At 64.0% G+C, this 15,717-nt stretch carries 15 protein-coding genes; 12 read left to right on the top strand and 3 right to left on the bottom strand.

Translation table 11 applies throughout. The features are described 5' to 3' along the window. The first annotated feature begins 377 nt into the window (after positions 1–377). The 12 genes from CI41S_RS04000 (at position 378) to CI41S_RS03945 (ending at position 10,473) form a co-directional block, all read left to right on the top strand. Positions 378–743, top strand: a complete 366-nt coding sequence (locus CI41S_RS04000) for a DUF2267 domain-containing protein (protein ID WP_139857523.1) — start codon at positions 378–380, stop codon at positions 741–743. Positions 744–802: 59 nt separating this feature from the next. After that, positions 803–1,210, top strand: coding sequence for a DUF4332 domain-containing protein (locus CI41S_RS03995; protein WP_139857522.1), 408 nt, complete (start codon positions 803–805; stop codon positions 1,208–1,210). A 102-nt stretch (positions 1,211–1,312) separates the two neighbouring features. Further along, on the top strand, positions 1,313–2,170 hold the full coding sequence (gene folP / locus CI41S_RS03990) for a dihydropteroate synthase (protein WP_139857521.1): 858 nt from the start codon (positions 1,313–1,315) through the stop codon (positions 2,168–2,170). Further along, positions 2,167–2,553: a dihydroneopterin aldolase gene (folB, locus tag CI41S_RS03985; RefSeq protein ID WP_139857520.1), complete on the top strand. Its 387-nt coding sequence runs from the start codon at positions 2,167–2,169 to the stop codon at positions 2,551–2,553. The genes folP and folB overlap by 4 nt, the downstream gene beginning before the upstream one ends. Before the next feature lie 19 nt (positions 2,554–2,572). Further along, the gene (folK, locus tag CI41S_RS03980; RefSeq protein ID WP_139857519.1) at positions 2,573–3,064 is read left to right on the top strand and encodes a 2-amino-4-hydroxy-6-hydroxymethyldihydropteridine diphosphokinase; all 492 of its coding nucleotides are present in this window, start codon (positions 2,573–2,575) and stop codon (positions 3,062–3,064) included. Between the two features lie 128 nt (positions 3,065–3,192). After that, complete coding sequence (locus CI41S_RS03975) at positions 3,193–5,067, top strand: methylmalonyl-CoA mutase subunit beta (protein WP_139857518.1); 1,875 nt, start codon at positions 3,193–3,195, stop codon at positions 5,065–5,067. Beyond that, positions 5,064–5,534, top strand: coding sequence for a GFA family protein (locus tag CI41S_RS03970; protein ID WP_139857517.1), 471 nt, complete (start codon positions 5,064–5,066; stop codon positions 5,532–5,534). The genes CI41S_RS03975 and CI41S_RS03970 overlap by 4 nt, the downstream gene beginning before the upstream one ends. A 39-nt stretch (positions 5,535–5,573) precedes the next feature. Continuing rightward, entirely contained in the window at positions 5,574–7,730 is a 2,157-nt protein-coding gene (scpA, locus tag CI41S_RS03965; protein ID WP_139857516.1) for a methylmalonyl-CoA mutase, read from the top strand. 64 nt (positions 7,731–7,794) lie between these two features. Next, entirely contained in the window at positions 7,795–8,118 is a 324-nt protein-coding gene (locus CI41S_RS03960; protein WP_175607147.1) for a hypothetical protein, read from the top strand. Between the two features lie 113 nt (positions 8,119–8,231). Continuing rightward, positions 8,232–9,224, top strand: coding sequence for a methylmalonyl Co-A mutase-associated GTPase MeaB (gene meaB / locus CI41S_RS03955; protein WP_139857515.1), 993 nt, complete (start codon positions 8,232–8,234; stop codon positions 9,222–9,224). After that, on the top strand, positions 9,221–9,868 hold the full coding sequence (locus tag CI41S_RS03950; RefSeq protein ID WP_139857514.1) for a pyroglutamyl-peptidase I: 648 nt from the start codon (positions 9,221–9,223) through the stop codon (positions 9,866–9,868). Before meaB ends, CI41S_RS03950 begins: the two co-directional genes overlap by 4 nt. 239 nt (positions 9,869–10,107) lie before the next feature. Further along, entirely contained in the window at positions 10,108–10,473 is a 366-nt protein-coding gene (locus CI41S_RS03945; protein WP_139857513.1) for a hypothetical protein, read from the top strand. 52 nt (positions 10,474–10,525) lie between these two features. Here the strand turns inward: CI41S_RS03945 and CI41S_RS03940 are convergent, their stop codons facing one another. The 3 genes from CI41S_RS03940 to CI41S_RS03930 all read right to left on the bottom strand — a co-directional run bounded on the left by CI41S_RS03940 (position 10,526) and on the right by CI41S_RS03930 (position 15,384). Continuing rightward, on the bottom strand, positions 10,526–10,852 hold the full coding sequence (locus tag CI41S_RS03940) for a DUF1330 domain-containing protein (RefSeq protein WP_139857512.1): 327 nt from the start codon (positions 10,850–10,852) through the stop codon (positions 10,526–10,528). Between the two features lie 38 nt (positions 10,853–10,890). Next, a complete protein-coding gene (locus CI41S_RS03935; protein WP_139857511.1) occupies positions 10,891–12,594 on the bottom strand; it encodes an amidohydrolase in 1,704 nt (567 codons plus the stop codon). A 237-nt stretch (positions 12,595–12,831) separates the two neighbouring features. Continuing rightward, on the bottom strand, positions 12,832–15,384 hold the full coding sequence (locus CI41S_RS03930) for an MASE1 domain-containing protein (protein ID WP_244626395.1): 2,553 nt from the start codon (positions 15,382–15,384) through the stop codon (positions 12,832–12,834). Positions 15,385–15,717 lie beyond the last annotated feature (333 nt).

Raw genomic sequence — 15,717 nt, 5'->3', positions numbered from 1 at the left:
TTCGAGCTCGAACCCGGTTCGATATCGAACCGGTGCCATCATAATGTATCTTGCAGGACGAATGAAACCATCGCCCGGTGCCGACGTATATCGCGGCCCTATAAGTTCCTCATACTTTAATTCTTTGCCAATTGATCTTCGCCAAAAGAATTCTGACGAGCCTTATCCAAAGTGAACTTTACCAACAAAACAAAGCCATTGCGCATTGCGACAAGATGGCGTGAATCCCGGATTTACTCTTGCATCGATGCAACACCTTCAGCGCGATCGAAAAAGAAAGACGCAGTGCATGCCCGGATCGCTTGTATTTCGCGGCACAGGCGCTCAAGATAAATCTTCAAGAATGAACCGGTAAGAACCGGTTGAGGCGGGGCAATATGGACGAATTGGTTGGACGGCTGGCCGACAAGGCCGGCATCGATGGTGCTGTCGCTGAAAAAACCATCGGTATCGTTCTGGGCTTCCTCCGTAACGAGGGGCCTTCAGACAAGGTCCAGGTTCTGATCGACCAAATCCCCGGCGCAGAAGCGGCCATTGCCGCCTCCAACAACAGCGGTGGTCTGTCGCGATTGATGGGCGGCGGGCTGATGGCCGTCGGCACCCGGCTGATGGGGCTTGGTTTGAGCATGAGCGAGATTCAGAACGTGGCGCGTGAACTTTTCAGGTTCGGCCGCGACAAAATCGGAGCGGATCAAATGGGCGAGATCATCTCGGGGACGCCGGGCCTCAGCCAGTTTGCCTGAAGCATCCCCCAACGACGCCCTGTTGCGCAGACGCGCCTTTCTACCTGCATACGAGTATCATGACATACCCCCTCTCCGAGATCGAAGGCCTGTCCGCCTATTGCGCCAACAAACTGAAGTCACAGGGTATCCGCACGACCGAAGCGCTGCTTGAAGCCGCCCGCACCGTCAAGGGACGCAAGGGGCTCGCAGCCAAGACCGGGATCAGCGAACAGCAATTGCTCGAATGGGCCAACATCTCCGACTACATGCGGATTCCCGGCATGGGCAAGGCGAAGGTCGGGCTGATGCGCGCCGCCGGCGTCACCACCGTGCGCGAGCTCGCGCACCGCAATCCGTCGCGGCTGGCGCAGAGCATGAAGGACGCCAACATCAAGCGAAAGCTGGTCCGCGTGATGCCGTCGGAGAAGTCGGTCGAGCTCTTGATCGAACAGGCCCGCAAGCTGCAGCCCAAAATCACTTATTAAGATCACCCATTAAGGTCACCTGTTAAGGTACAGGTCGCGGCCCACCCCGGCCGCTGCTGCCCACACCTTGACTCGGCGGCGCCGCCAGCGCAAAGCCACCGCATGATGGCAACCTCGCTTATTGCGTCAGCGGCAGCCGGCCCGGCCGGACGCGCGCTGCTGCCGGCATTGCTGTCAAAGCCCTATCCGGCGGTGATGGGCGTCCTCAACGTGACGCCGGATTCATTCTCCGATGGCGGGCAATTCATCGCCCCCGAGCAGGCGCTGGCGCAGGCCCGCAAGCTGGTCGCCGACGGCGCTGACATCATCGATATCGGCGCGGAATCGACCCGTCCCTATGGCTCGCAGCCGGTCACGGCGGACGACGAGCTGCGACGGCTCGAACCGGTGCTGGCCGGCGTCATTGCGCTCGGCGTGCCGGTCTCGATCGACAGCATGAAGTCGGAGGTGGTGGCCTGGGCGCTCGGCCTGGGCGCGGCGATCACCAATGACGTCTGGGGCCTGCAGCGCGATGCCGGCATGGCCGCCCTGGTCGCCGCGCGCGGCGTGCCCGTGATCATCATGCACAACCGCGACCGTGCCGATCCGGCGATCGACATCATGCAGGATATCGCGGCGTTCTTTGCCCGCTCGCTCGAGATCGCAGCGCGCGCCGGCGTATCGACCGACCAGATCGTGCTCGATCCCGGCATCGGCTTCGGCAAGACGCCGGAGCAGAGCATGATAGCGCTGGCGCGGCTGTCCGAGCTCAGCGCGTTCGGCCTCCCGGTGCTGGTCGGCGCCTCGCGCAAGCGTTTCATCAGCACCATCGTGCCGTCCGAGCCGCAGCAGCGCATCGGCGGCTCGCTCGCCGCGCATCTGATCGCCGCGCAGAACGGCGCGCGCATCATCCGCGCGCATGATGTGGCGGAAACCGTGCAGGCGCTGCGGGTGGCCGCGGCAATCAGGGAACAGCAATGACCGACACGATCTTCATCACCGGGATCGTCATCCATGCCCGTCATGGCGTGATGGAGCATGAGACCGAGGTCGGGCAGCGCTTCGTCATCGACCTCGAACTCTACACCGATCTCTCGGAGTCCTCGCGCACCGACCGCCTGTCCGACACGGTGTCCTATTCCAACGTGGTGGCGACCGCCACCTCGGCGTTCAAGAACACCAATTACAGGCTGCTGGAGCGCGCCGCCGGCGCGGTCGCCGACGACATCCTCGCCGCGTTCCCGCGGGTCAGGGCGGTCAAGGTCACCGTGCACAAGCCGCACGCGCCGATCGCCGCGATCTTCGAGGATGTCGGCGTGGTGCTGACGCGCTCGCGGCATCAGCATCCGCCGGCGCAAAGCTGAGCGCCCAGGTTGAACACTCATGGCGAGCGTCCTGATCGCACTCGGTGGCAATGTCGGCGACGTCCGCGCGACCTTCCGCAAGGCGATCGCCAAGATCTGCGGCATGACGCAGGCGGCATTGCTGGCGCGCTCCTCGGACTATTCGACGCCGCCCTGGGGCGAGGAGGCGCAGGACAGCTTCATCAATGCCTGTATCGAGATCGAGACCAGCCTCGATCCGCATGCGCTGCTGTTCACGCTGCACAAGATCGAGACCCGGTTCGGCCGCGACCGGACCAACGAGCAGCGCTGGGGCCCGCGCACCCTCGACCTCGACCTGATCGCCTATGACGACGTCACGCTGAACAAGCCGGAACTGACCCTGCCGCACCCGCGTTTGTTCGAACGCGCCTTCGTGCTGGTGCCGCTGGCCGAGATCGTTCCCGACCGCGTCATTGCCGGCCGCCGCGTCGCCGACGCCCTGGCCGGGGTTTCCGCCGACGGTATTTTCCGCCTGCCGGACCTCGATTGAGGCCAAGAGGCCTCAGAGTGGCCTCAGAGCGGGGCCGCAAAACAACCGTTTGGCTTGGCCGCCCGCCCGTGGCAATTTCCGGCCAAATCAAGGGCCCGCATCGGGCCGGCGAAGGATAATTTGGGCGGATGACGACCACGACCGACGATTTGCCACTGGCTGCGGATTTTCCGCCGGCGACCTATGACGACTGGCGCAAGCTGGTCGACGGCGTGCTGAAGGGCGCCCCGTTCGAGAAGCTGGTCGGCAAGACCTATGACGGCGTGAGGATCGATCCGATCTACCGCCGCGCCACCAACACCGGCCCGATTGCCGGCCGCGCCGCCGCCGCGCCCTGGCAGATCCTGCAGCGGGTCGACCATCCCGACGCCGCCGCGGCCAACGCGCAGGCGCTGCACGATCTCGAGAACGGCGCCACCGGCCTCGAATTCGAGTTCGCCGGCGGCCCCGGCGCCCGCGGTTTTGGTCTTGCCGACGCCAGCAAGGCGACGCTGGCCAGGGTCTGCGACGGCATCCATCTCGATGCCGGCATCATGATCGCGCTTAACCCGGTGCTCGGACGCGAGAACGCCGGCGAGACCTTTGCCGACCTGGTCGAAGCCCGCAAGGTCGATCCGGCGAAGCTCGACCTGCACTTCAACTACCAGGCGCTCAGCACGGTCGCGGTGCGCGGCGCTGCCGCGGCCGCCTGGGCCGAGTACCAAAAGCCGTTCGGCCAGGTGGTCAGCGGACTGATCAAGCGCGGCTTCAAGGGGCCGTTCGCGCTGGCCGACGGCCGGCCGGTGCACGATGCCGGCGGCTCGGAGGTGCAGGAGCTCGCCTTCACGCTTGCTGTCGCGCTCGCCTATCTGCGCATGCTGGAGGCTGGTGGCATCGACCTCGATGCAGCGCGTGCAGCAATCTCGTTCCGGCTTTCCGCCGACGCCGACCAGTTTTTGACGATGGCAAAATTCCGCGCGCTGCGGCTGTTGTGGGCGCGGGTCGAGCAGGCCTGCGGGCTCGTGCCGAAGCCGATCTTCGTCAACGCGCAGACCGCATGGCGCATGCTGACCCAGCGCGACGCCAATGTGAACCTGCTGCGCGCGACCATGGCGACCTTTGCCGCCGGCCTCGGTGGCGCCAATGCGATGACCGTGCTGCCGCACACGCTGGCGCTCGGCCTGCCGGACGACTTTGCACGGCGCGTGGCGCGCAATACGCAGCTGGTGCTGCTCGAGGAATCAAATCTGGCAAAAGTCTCCGATCCGGCGGCGGGCTCCGGCGGCATCGAGACGCTGACGTCGCAGCTGAGCGAGGCGGCCTGGGCCCTGTTCCAGGAAATCGAGAAGGCCGGCGGCGTCTTCGCCGCGCTCGAGCAAGGGCTGCTCCAAAGCAAGGTCGCCGCGACGCGCGCGTTGCGCGAGACCAATGTGGCCAAGCGCCGCGACGTGCTGACCGGCGCCAGCGAGTTCCCGAACCTGCACGAGGCCGAGATCGCGGTGCTGGATGTGAAGCCGGTCGCGCTGAGCCCCCTGCCCGAGCCGAAGATCAAGTTCGACGCACTGGCGCCGATGCGCCTTGCCGAGCCGTTCGAGGCGCTGCGCGACCGGTCGGACGCAGCGCTGAAGGCGCATGGCGCGCGGCCGCGGATCTTCTTGGCCAATCTCGGCACGCCGGCGGATTTCACCGCCCGCGCCACCTTCGCAAAGAGCTTCTTCGAGACTGGCGGCATCGAGGCGATCGACAGCGAGGGTTTTGCCGATCCGGCGGCGCTGGCGAGCGCCTTCAAGGCCTCCGGCGCCGCGATGGCGTGCGTCTGTTCCTCGGACAAGGTCTATGCCGGCAGCGCGGCCGACGCCGCCAGGGCCCTTCAAGCGGCCGGCGCAAGGCATATCTATCTGGCAGGACGGCCCGGCAACCAGGAAGCGGTGCTGCGGGCGGCCGGCATCGGTGAGTTCGTCTTCGCCGGCGGCGATGCCCTGGCGACATTGCGCGACGCCTATCGTCGGATGGAGCGAGCATGACGGCTGAGACCCCAGCAAAACCCGTTCTGACCGGCGGCTGCCAGTGCGGCGCGATCCGCTTTGCCGTGTCGGCGCCACCGACCCGGATCAGCATCTGCCACTGCCGGATGTGCCAGAAGGCCTCAGGCGCGCCGTTCGCCTCCTTTGCCGACATCGAGCGAACCGACTTCACCTGGACGAGAGGCAGGCCGGCGGCATTCAGATCCTCCTCGATCGCCGAGCGCGACTTCTGCGCCGCCTGCGGCACCCCGCTCAGCTTTCGCCGGATCGACGGTCCCCGCATCGAGATCATGACTGGCACCTTCGACAGGCCCGACCGGGTGGTGCCGACACGGCAATACGGAACCGAATCCCGGCTCGGCTGGGTGGTCGGCATCGCCAATCTGCCGAGCCAGACCACGATGCAGAATTACGGACCGGAGAAGATGGCGACCATCGCAAGCCACCAGCATCCGGACCATGATTGAGAGCGCCGCAGGCCGACCGCCAATGATACGATGGACACCATGACCAAAATTCCCAATTTCGCCGATGTCGCTTTCCAGCCCGTCGCCAGCGCGGCGCACGCGGCAAGCGCCGAGCCGTGGCTGACGCCCGAGGGCATTCCGGTCAAGTCGATCTACAGCGAGGCCGACCTCGAAGGCATCGACTTCCTCGAGACCTGGCCGGGCATTGCGCCCTATCTGCGCGGTCCCTACCCGACCATGTACGTCAACCAGCCCTGGACCATCCGGCAATATGCCGGCTTCTCCACGGCGGAGGATTCCAACGCGTTCTATCGCCGTAACCTCGCGGCCGGGCAGAAGGGCCTGTCGGTCGCGTTCGATCTCGCCACCCACCGCGGCTACGACTCGGATCATCCGCGCGTCTCCGGCGACGTCGGCATGGCCGGCGTCGCGATCGACTCGATCTACGACATGCGCACGCTGTTCGCCGGCATCCCGCTCGACCGGATGAGCGTGTCGATGACAATGAACGGCGCGGTGCTGCCGATCCTCGCGCTGTTCGTCGCTGCGGCCGAGGAACAGGGCGTGCCGCCGGAAAAGCTGTCGGGCACCATTCAGAACGACATTCTGAAAGAATTCATGGTGCGCAACACCTACATCTATCCGCCGGTGCCCTCGATGCGGATCATCTCCGACATCTTCGCCTACACCTCGCAGCGGATGCCGAAATACAACTCGATCTCGATTTCCGGCTACCACATGCAGGAGGCCGGCGCGACGCAGGACCTCGAGCTCGCCTATACGCTTGCCGACGGCGTCGAATATCTGCGCGCGGGCTTGGCCGCGGGCCTCGACGTCGACCGCTTCGCGCCGCGGCTGTCGTTCTTCTGGGCGATCGGCATGAACTTCTTCATGGAAGTCGCCAAGATGCGCGCCGCGCGGCTGTTGTGGGCCAAGCTCTTGAAGCCATTCAACCCGAAGGATCCGCGCTCGCTCAGCCTGCGCACGCATTGCCAGACCTCGGGCTGGTCGCTGACCGCCCAGGACGTCTTCAACAACGTGATGCGCACCACCATCGAGGCGATGGCGGCTACCCAAGGCCATACCCAGTCGCTGCACACCAACGCGCTCGACGAGGCCCTTGCGCTGCCGACCGATTTTTCCGCCCGCATCGCCCGCAACACCCAGCTGTTCATCCAGCAGGAGAGCGGCACCAACCGCATCATCGATCCCTGGGGCGGCTCCTATTACGTCGAGCGGCTGACCCGCGACCTCGCGGCGAAGGCCTGGGGCCATATCCAGGAGGTCGAGGAGCTCGGCGGCATGGCCAAGGCGATCGAGGCCGGCGTGCCGAAACTGCGGATCGAGGAAGCCTCCGCCAAGACCCAGGCCCGGATCGATGCCGGCCGCCAGGCGGTGATCGGCGTCAACAAGTTCAAGCCGGAGAACGAGAAGCCGATCGACGTGCTGAAGGTGGAGAACTCCACGGTGCGGCGGCTGCAGATCGACAAGCTGGCGCGGCTGAAGAAGGAGCGCAACCAAACCGACGTCGATGCAGCGCTGGCGGCGCTGACCCGCAGCGCGGGCGAAGGCAACGGCAACCTGCTGGCGCTGGCGATCGACGCCGCGCGCGCCAAGGCAACCGTCGGCGAGATTTCGGACGCGATGGAAAAGGTGTTCGGCCGCCACCGCGCCGAGATCAAATCCATCACCGGCGTCTACAAGCGAGAGGCAGCGGCGATGTCCAACAAGGTCGAAAAGGTGCAAGCGCTGATCGACGCCTTCGAGGAAGCCGAAGGCCGCCGCCCGCGCATCCTGGTGGCAAAAATCGGCCAGGACGGCCATGACCGCGGCCAGAAGGTGATCGCATCCGCCTTCGCCGATGTCGGCTTCGACGTCGATATCGGGCCGCTGTTTGCGACCGCCGACGAAGCCGCCCGCCAGGCGGTCGAGAACGACGTCCACATCCTCGGCGTCTCCTCGCTCGCCGCCGCCCACCTCACCGCGGTGCCGGAATTGAAGGCCGCGCTGAAGAAGCACGGCCGCGAGGACATCATGATCATCATCGGCGGCGTGGTGCCGCCGCAGGACTACGACGCGCTCTACGCCGCCGGCGCCGAGGCGATCTTCCCGCCCGGCACCGTGATCTCGGACGCCGCCGAGGAGCTGATCCGCAAACTCAACACAAGGCTCGGCCATAGCGAGGCAGCGGAGTAGGTCGCCGCTTTATTCCTTTGCGCGGTGCTGCACGCCGTTTGCTGTTGAACGCCTTGAGGTAACCATGGACACGCTACTCAAGGCGCTATCTTCCGCCGAGATCGACACTGTGCGCGACGCGCTCCGCGCAACCGTGGAAGGTACTTTCTTCCCCGATTGGGAGTTCGAAACTTTGATCGGCGTTGATCGCGCCACCGTGAGAGAGGTTCACGCGGCGTGGCCTCGACGAACGGTCGACCAAATTGAGTTCACTTGTGCGGTCATAAACTCGATGAACAATCTCGTTGGCTACCCTCATGGGAGGAATAATGAACTTGTTTCCTATGTTTCAGGGGGCCGCGCGGCGGTTGAGAAAACATTGGCTCGGCTGATTGCCCTGAGATTTTGATAGTTCTTGTGGAACCCAATGGAGGAGGCATCAGCTCTTTCTCAACTCATATAGACTTGGGACTCCAGCGCCGCCCTCTCGTCCGTAACTGGCCACTGTTGTAAACCAAGGCCATGACCTCACCGAAGCCTGCCTCCCCCGACATCCGCGCCCTCGCCCGTGACCTCCGCGCCGGCCACCGCGCGGCGCTGGCGCGGGCGATCACGCTGGTCGAGAGCCGGCGGAGCGATCACCAGGCCTCCGCGCGCGAGCTTGTACAAGCGCTGCTGCCGGACACCGGCAAGGCGGTGCGGGTCGGCATCACCGGCTCGCCCGGCGTCGGCAAGTCCACCACCATCGATGCGCTCGGCATGTTCCTGATCGCGCGCGGCCACAAGGTCGCGGTGCTGGCGGTCGATCCCTCCTCGGCGCGCACCGGCGGCTCGATCCTCGGCGACAAGACGCGGATGGCGCGGCTCGCGGCCTCCGATGACGCGTATATCCGTCCCTCGCCCTCGTCGGGTACGCTCGGCGGCGTCGCGGCAAAAACCCGCGAGGCGATGCTGCTGTGCGAGGCGGCCGGCTTCGACGTGGTGCTGGTCGAGACCGTCGGCATCGGCCAGTCCGAGACCGCGGTCTGCGACATGACCGATTTCTTCCTGGCCTTGATGCTGCCCGGCGCCGGCGACGAGCTGCAGGGCATCAAGAAAGGCCTGGTCGAGCTCGCCGACATGATCGCGATCAACAAGGCCGACGGCGACAATCTCAAGCGCGCCAACCTCGCCGCCGCCGACTATCGCAGCGCCCTGCATATCCTGGCGCCGCGCTCCGAGCACTGGCATCCGCCGGTCGAGACCTATTCAGCGCTGACCGGCGCCGGGCTCGACAAGCTCTGGCAAAAGATCCTCGAGCACCGCACCGCGATGAACGCCTCCGGCGAATTCGCCGCGCGGCGCCGCGAGCAGCAGGTGAAATGGATGTGGTCGATGCTGGAGAACCGGATCATGGCGCGGCTGCGCAGCGACGCTGCGATCCGCGCCAAGGTGAAGAAGATGGAAGCCGAGGTCGCCGAAGGCCGGATCTCACCCGCGGTCGCCGCCGAACAGATCGCGGAGCTGCTGCGATGAGCGAGAAGCTGCGCGTCCTCGTCACCGGCTTCGGCACGTTTCCCGGCGCGCCGTTCAACCCCACCATGCCGTTGGTGCAGCGGCTGACCGGGTTGCGGCGTCCGGCGTTCGACGACGTGGCGCTGACCAGCCACATCTTCCACGTCACCTACGCGAGCGTCGATCGCGAATTGCCGGAGCTGATCGCAAGGCATCGCCCGCAGGCCCTGCTGATGTTCGGCCTCGCCGGCCGCACCCCGCATCTGCGGATCGAGACTCGGGCCCGCAACGCGGTGACGACGCGCTTTCCCGACGCCGGCCACCAGCATCCGCACAAGGGCTCGATCGAGGACGGCGCCGACGCGCGGAGCTTCGGGCCGCACTCGGAAAAGCTGTTGCGCGCCGCGCTGGCGACCGGCATCGACGCGCAGTTGTCGCGCGATGCCGGCAGCTATCTCTGCAACTATCTGAGCTGGCGCGCCATCGAGGCCGTCAACCGCAACAACGGCCCGCGCCTTGCGCAATTCGTCCACGTTCCGCCGCTCGCGCATGACGGAACGGCGGCGCGCGCCACCTCGCCGATCACGCTCGAAGCGCTGGTCGATGCCGGCGAAGCGATGCTGCTGGAGCTGGTGAAGCTGACCCGGCAGGCCGCGCGCGCCTGAGCGACGCGTCAGGCCGCGCCGCGTACAGCATGACTGATGCGATAGGACAGTTGGTCGCCATGCTGGCCGGCTGGCACGAAAATCATTTGAGCCGAGGATGAGACAAGGATATCCTGGAACCGTTCATCTGATTTGATTTTTCCGTCTCGGAAACGGCTACCCGATCGTGGCTGCGAAGTATCGCACAGAGGCGGGACAGATATTTCGAGTTGCCCCAGGCTGTTCGGCGGGAGGGTCTCATGAAGATTGCACTGTTGTCGATGGTGATGATCGGAAGCCAGCTGGTGATCCCGGCCAGTGACCGCATTCCGAAACTGGACGTCGAGGCGACATGCAAGGCAACCGTCGCGGCGGATAACGCGGCGAATCTGGTTCTTTCCCAGGACTACGCGGGTTGCATGCGCGACGAAAATGAAGCGCAAGCGCAGCTCGGGGGCGTCTGGTCTACGAGCCCAGACAGCGTGAGGAATACATGCGTGGATGAGGCGACCGCCGGCGGCAACGACAGCTACGTCGACCTGCTCGTGTGCATGCAAATGGCCGGCTGGGCGTCCGCGCCTGCCGCGCCCCTGAAAGGTGCGAGTAAAGTTCGCAACAAAAAGTGAGCTGCGCGCCGCCTGGTGAGACAATGGCGTTCGCTTCCCCGTCCCGCAGGCGCTAATTGGCCGCAGAGCTCTCGACGGCAAACGTGTGGTACGTGGCGTATTTCTCGCCGACGGCGCGCACTTGCACGTAGGCTGGATCGTTTCGCCAGGCACGAAGCGCCTCCATGTTCGGATACACGTAGATGACGACGCGCCGGGGTGGATTTCCGTCAACCGCAACGACCTGTGAACCGGTTGCCGCAGCGCCTGCGCGCGAGACGTTTCCGATCACCCGCCCGACGGAGCCGGTGATGGCAAGCAGGCGCGGTCGACCTCGACCAAAGCGCGCCTCACGGACGACCTGACGCGCAACCGGGCCCGCAGGACCCGCGCGCTTCATGTCCGCTTTCGGCGTATCATCTCTTCTGCGATTGCGGTTCAGCGCTGAAACACGACCTGGCCGCCTACCAGCGTCATTTCAGCCTTGATGTCCTTGATCTGTGTGTCCGGTACCGCCATGTAGTCGGCGGAGAGCACCACGAGGTCGGCAAGTTTCCCGGGCTCGATCGTCCCCTTGCGCGTTTCCTCGAATGTGTAGCGCGCGGCCGCGCTGGTGTAGAGGCGCAGGGCCTGCTCGCGACTAATCGCTTCCGCCGCGCCGTAAACGTTCCCATTCGGATCCTTCCTGGTCACCATGATGTACATGTTGAGGAAAGGGTCGATCGGATTGACGGGAAAGTCCGTTCCTGCGCCGAGATTGTCGAGCCCCATTTTCGCGATCAGCGTCCTGGTCGGCACGGCGCGGTCTGCGGTCGCCCGTCCCAGAAAACGCTCGACGGTCGCGGCCTTGTCCCACATGAAGACGTTCTGGAAGTCGATGCGGACGCCCAGCGCGTGCGCACGCTCCATCTGCTCCGGCCTGATCAGACTGGCGTGGATGAGGACGAAACGGCGATCCCGGATCGATTTCTCCTTGTCGGCTGCTTCGAGCGCGTCGAGCACCTGGTCGACGCCGAGGTCGCCGACGACATGCACGCCGACGCGCCAGCCGTAGCGGTTGCAGATCGAGATGAGCTGCTTCAGCCGTTCGGGTGTCTGCTGCGCGATGCCGCGATAGTTGTCATGTGAATCGGGATAAGCGTCGCGCATCAGTGCCGTCTTCAGCGTCATGCCCCCGTCGTAGAAAATCTTGATTCCAGCGAATTTCAGCCAATCGTCGCCGAAACCCGACGCTGCCCCGTTGCCCGACATGATCGTTTCCCATGCGGTCAGATCGGCAGGCGGCTCCGGCCGGAACATCAAGCCGACGCGCAAAGTCGCTTTTCCCGAGGCGGCAAGTTTCTGCAACGTGCGGATATCCCGGGCTTCCGTTGCGCCTTCGACTGCGCTCGTGATTCCAAAACGGTTCAGCACGCCCTCGGCAATTGCGAACTGCCGGATTTCGTCGTCTTCCGTCCACGGCGGCACGGCTTTCTCGACCCGATCGATCGCCGTCTCGACGAGGACGCCGGTCAATTCACCGGCAGCGTCGCGCTCGAAGGATCCGCCGCTCGGATTCGCGGTGGTCTTGTCGACCCCTACCGTTTGCAGCGCCAGGGTGTTTGCCATCGAAAAATGCCCGACGGTGCGCAGGTAGACCGGATTGTCAGGGGCGACGCTGTCGATCTCCTGTCTGGTCAGATAACGCTTCTCGGCGAGCTGCGACGGCGGATGCCACGCGCCACCGACGATCCACTCGCCTGGCTTCTTCCTGGCCGCGAATGCCTTGATCATCTCGAGGGCTTCCGCGACCGTCTTTGCCCGGCCCATGGTCACGACATAGTCGGCAAGGCCGGCCGCCTTGAAGTGAGCGTGGGTATCGATCAATCCGGGAATGACGGTCTTGCCGGACACGTCGAGCACGCGGGTCTTGGCGCCGGCAAGCGCCTTGATCGATGCACTGCTCCCGGTCGCGAGAATCTTGCCGTCCCTGACCGCGACCGCCTCGGCCACGGTCGATCGTTCGTCGAGCGTCAAAACCCTTCCGTTGACGAGGATGAGATCGGGTGCGTTGACATCTCCCTGCTGGGCCAGCGCCGCTGCAACGCCGGCGAACCACAGTCCCGCACCCAAAATCGCAAGCGCCCTCAACTTGCAAACCATCACGCCCTCCCGGTCCCCGGCTGTTCAATAGGCGAACATTTGTTCTATTTTAGGAGGGTAGCTGCAAACCGGGGGATGTTCAACGCTTCCTGGACAAAGCTGACGCAAGCCAAGCCGTGCAAGCCAAGTCGTGCAAGCCAAGTCCTGCAAGCCAAGTCCTGCAAGCCAAGTCCTGCAAGCCAAGTCGTCAGCTTGGCCAGACGCGGACTTCGCATTTCAGTGTGTGACTTCCCCGTCTCACCCGATCGAGGGGCGCTTCAAAGCGTCAGTCGCGCCTGACGCCAAAGGCACGCCGGATGATCGTGTTGATCGCGGCGGCGCAAGATCCTGGATGAAATCTCTCAGTGCCTCGGTATCGAACGGCTTGCGGAGTATTCTCAGATTTGGCGGAGCTGCCTTTGCAGCATCGCTGTAGCCGGTTGTAAGGGCTATCGGCAAACCGGGATATCGCGACCTGACTTCTCTCGCGAGCCCGACGCCATCGATGGTCCCCGGCATGACGATATCGCTGAACACGAGATCGATCTTTGTTCCACCTTCGAGCAATTTGAGCGCCGCTTCGGCCGAATCTCGATAGATCGTGTCATAGCCCAGATGCTCGAACAGCGAGGATGTCACATCCGCCACTTCGGGGCTGTCGTCGACGACGAGAACCGTCGGCCGCGGCGCTTGCCTTGCCTTCGCTCTGGCGGCGGCGAGCTCCTTGCTGGCGATCTGCTCGTCTGCGCAGGACGGCAAATAGATCGTGATCGTTGTTCCCTGGCCAACCTTGCTGTCCGCCGTCACCGTTCCGCCCGCCTGGTGCGCAAAGCCATAAACCTGGGACAAGCCGAGCCCGGTGCCCTTGCCGACCTCTTTGGTCGTGAAAAACGGATCGAACATCTTGGACAGAAGATGCGGCGGAATGCCGGTGCCGGTGTCGCCAAGCGCTATCGCAAAGAAGGCCTTGGCGCGGCGATCGCCGCCGGTTTCCTGGTCCGCGGTCACCGCATGGACTGACAAGTTGAACGTGCCGCCGCTTGGCATCGCATCGCGCGCATTGACGGCAATGTTGACGATCGCAAGTTCCAGCTCGGCGAGGTCCACCTTGACTGGCGCCGTGCCCTCGCCGACGTTCTCGTCGTACACGATGTTCCCGCGCAGCGAACTCTCGATCATGGTCCGCATGTTCTTGATGGCCGCATTCAGATCGACGACCGTCGGGCTGAGATGCTGATGCCGCGAGAACGTCAACAATTGGCGTGTGAGGCTCTCGCCGCGCTTGGCGGCGGTCTGGATGGCTTCGATTGCTCTCGGCAGCTTTGGATCAAGCAGGCGGGTAAAGATCTGGGCACTGCCTCCGATGATCATCAATAGATTGTTGAAGTCGTGTGCAATCCCGCCGGTCAGCTTGCCGATTGCCTCCATTTTCTGCGACATCGCGAGCTGTTCGCGGGCCTGAACCAGCTTCTCCTCGGCGTCGCGGCGCTCGGTTGCATCCCGCAGGATGCTGATGAAGCCGATCAGATTTCCCGCATCATCGCGGCTCGAAGCGACCGAGCCGGTGATGAAGAACGGCGTACCATTCTTTCTGATGCGCCAACCCTCGACCTCGTGCTTGCCTCGCTCGATTGCCGATTCCAATGCGTGGGCCGGCGAACCCGCGCGGCGTTCATCCGGCCGATAGAAGATCCCAAAATGCTTGCCGATGATTTCTTCCGGGGTGTAGCCGGTGATTTTCTGAGCGGTGCTGTTCCAGCTGGTAACGTGTCCCTCTTGATCGAGGGCAAAGATTGCATAGTCGACGACGCCTTCGATCAGGCTCTGGAAGTGGCGCCTCACGTTGCCGAGCGCCACGGTCTTCCGTTCAAGCTGACTGTTCAGCTGGTCCTGAACCGAACGCAAATGGGCTTCGATGCTCTGGCGGGTCGCAATTGCCGCAGCCAGGGCAAGCGGCGGCGCCGATACGCTGATTGAAAGCACGAGCAATGACAACAGTGCTCCGTTCGGATCCACCTTCGGAAACGGATCATTCCCCACCGCGAATCCCCACACGGCCATTGCGGTGAAAATGAGCGCGGCCGTCGCCACGGTGCATCTATTGCCGCGCAGAGCAGCCCAGATCAACGGCAGCAAAGCCAGAAAGCCCAGAAGGCTGCGATGCGGCAGCGGCACGTCGAGATCGCTGCTGATGAGGTCACTGCCGATCAGCGGGCTGTAGGCGACGATCCCGATGATGCCGGCGAGAGCACAGACTGCGATCGCTTCCAACAGATCCCATCTGGAGGAAATCCGCAAAGGCATCATCGCCCAGAGCACGATGACCGGAGCAATCACCAGGGTCGCAGCCGCGTCTGCAAGCCACCAGGTCAACCCGGCGACGACGGCATCGAAAATGCCCGGTTCGTTGACGAGAATGAATCCGGCCAAAGCGATCAAGGAACTGATCATCGTGGTCGGCGCCATGGAAAGGAGTGCAAACTTTGCGACACCGGAAGGTGTGGCAAACGTCTGGCAACCGTTCGACCAACGTTCGATCAACCAGGCCCCGGCAAAGGCAGCAAGGAGGATGCCGATCCCGGCGGCGCCAAACTCCAGGAACGATCGGTCGGTGATGAAGTAAGGCGCGATGGTGCCCAGCAGGATCGCGGGCCAAATCCGGTAGCCGCGCAGCAGAACCAGCGCGAGCGCAACCCCGGTCGGCGGCCACAGCGGTGTCGCGGCTGGATTGATTGCGGGAAGCAGGTGCGCGGAGGCGGCAAGGCCACCATAGATCGCGGCGACGATCAAAACCTCGACCGCGTAGGTCACAGCGCTTCGAGTATCGCCAAATGCGAATATACCGGCCTTATCGAACCTTGCCCGTTCCATCACAAGCCTTTGCGGTGGGCACCTCAAGAATACGGCAGGGAGCGACCTGGCACCCGGTCAGATATCACCCGAACGAGGGCAATTGCATTTTTTCACTAATGTCGGCGCCCCCTGCCAAACACTCAACGCAGTTTTGACCAAAGCATGGCCGCTGGATCGAGAGTAGAGGGGTACGAGGCACCTTCGGAACCAGGAACCCATCGGGCAGCACCATTGACCTAACAGTAACTGCTGCGTTCGAATGCTCGTAAATGCAGCTATTCGATCACCCGA

The sequence above is a fragment of the Bradyrhizobium ivorense genome (assembly GCF_900696085.1).
In the GTDB taxonomy this organism is placed as follows: Bacteria; Pseudomonadota; Alphaproteobacteria; order Rhizobiales; family Xanthobacteraceae; genus Bradyrhizobium; species Bradyrhizobium ivorense.
This window is presented reverse-complemented; position numbering and strand designations above follow the sequence as displayed.

Coding starts and splice junctions, on each gene's coding strand:
- CI41S_RS03960 (WP_175607147.1), top strand. CDS start 7,795: ATGGACACGCTACTCAAGGCGCTATCTTCCGCCGAGATCGACACTGTG.
- CI41S_RS03950 (WP_139857514.1), top strand. CDS start 9,221: ATGAGCGAGAAGCTGCGCGTCCTCGTCACCGGCTTCGGCACGTTTCCC.
- scpA (WP_139857516.1), top strand. CDS start 5,574: ATGACCAAAATTCCCAATTTCGCCGATGTCGCTTTCCAGCCCGTCGCC.
- meaB (WP_139857515.1), top strand. CDS start 8,232: ATGACCTCACCGAAGCCTGCCTCCCCCGACATCCGCGCCCTCGCCCGT.
- CI41S_RS03995 (WP_139857522.1), top strand. CDS start 803: ATGACATACCCCCTCTCCGAGATCGAAGGCCTGTCCGCCTATTGCGCC.
- folK (WP_139857519.1), top strand. CDS start 2,573: ATGGCGAGCGTCCTGATCGCACTCGGTGGCAATGTCGGCGACGTCCGC.
- CI41S_RS03975 (WP_139857518.1), top strand. CDS start 3,193: ATGACGACCACGACCGACGATTTGCCACTGGCTGCGGATTTTCCGCCG.
- folP (WP_139857521.1), top strand. CDS start 1,313: ATGATGGCAACCTCGCTTATTGCGTCAGCGGCAGCCGGCCCGGCCGGA.
- CI41S_RS03940 (WP_139857512.1), bottom strand. CDS start 10,852: ATGAAGCGCGCGGGTCCTGCGGGCCCGGTTGCGCGTCAGGTCGTCCGT.
- folB (WP_139857520.1), top strand. CDS start 2,167: ATGACCGACACGATCTTCATCACCGGGATCGTCATCCATGCCCGTCAT.
- CI41S_RS03935 (WP_139857511.1), bottom strand. CDS start 12,594: ATGGTTTGCAAGTTGAGGGCGCTTGCGATTTTGGGTGCGGGACTGTGG.
- CI41S_RS03945 (WP_139857513.1), top strand. CDS start 10,108: ATGAAGATTGCACTGTTGTCGATGGTGATGATCGGAAGCCAGCTGGTG.
- CI41S_RS03970 (WP_139857517.1), top strand. CDS start 5,064: ATGACGGCTGAGACCCCAGCAAAACCCGTTCTGACCGGCGGCTGCCAG.
- CI41S_RS04000 (WP_139857523.1), top strand. CDS start 378: ATGGACGAATTGGTTGGACGGCTGGCCGACAAGGCCGGCATCGATGGT.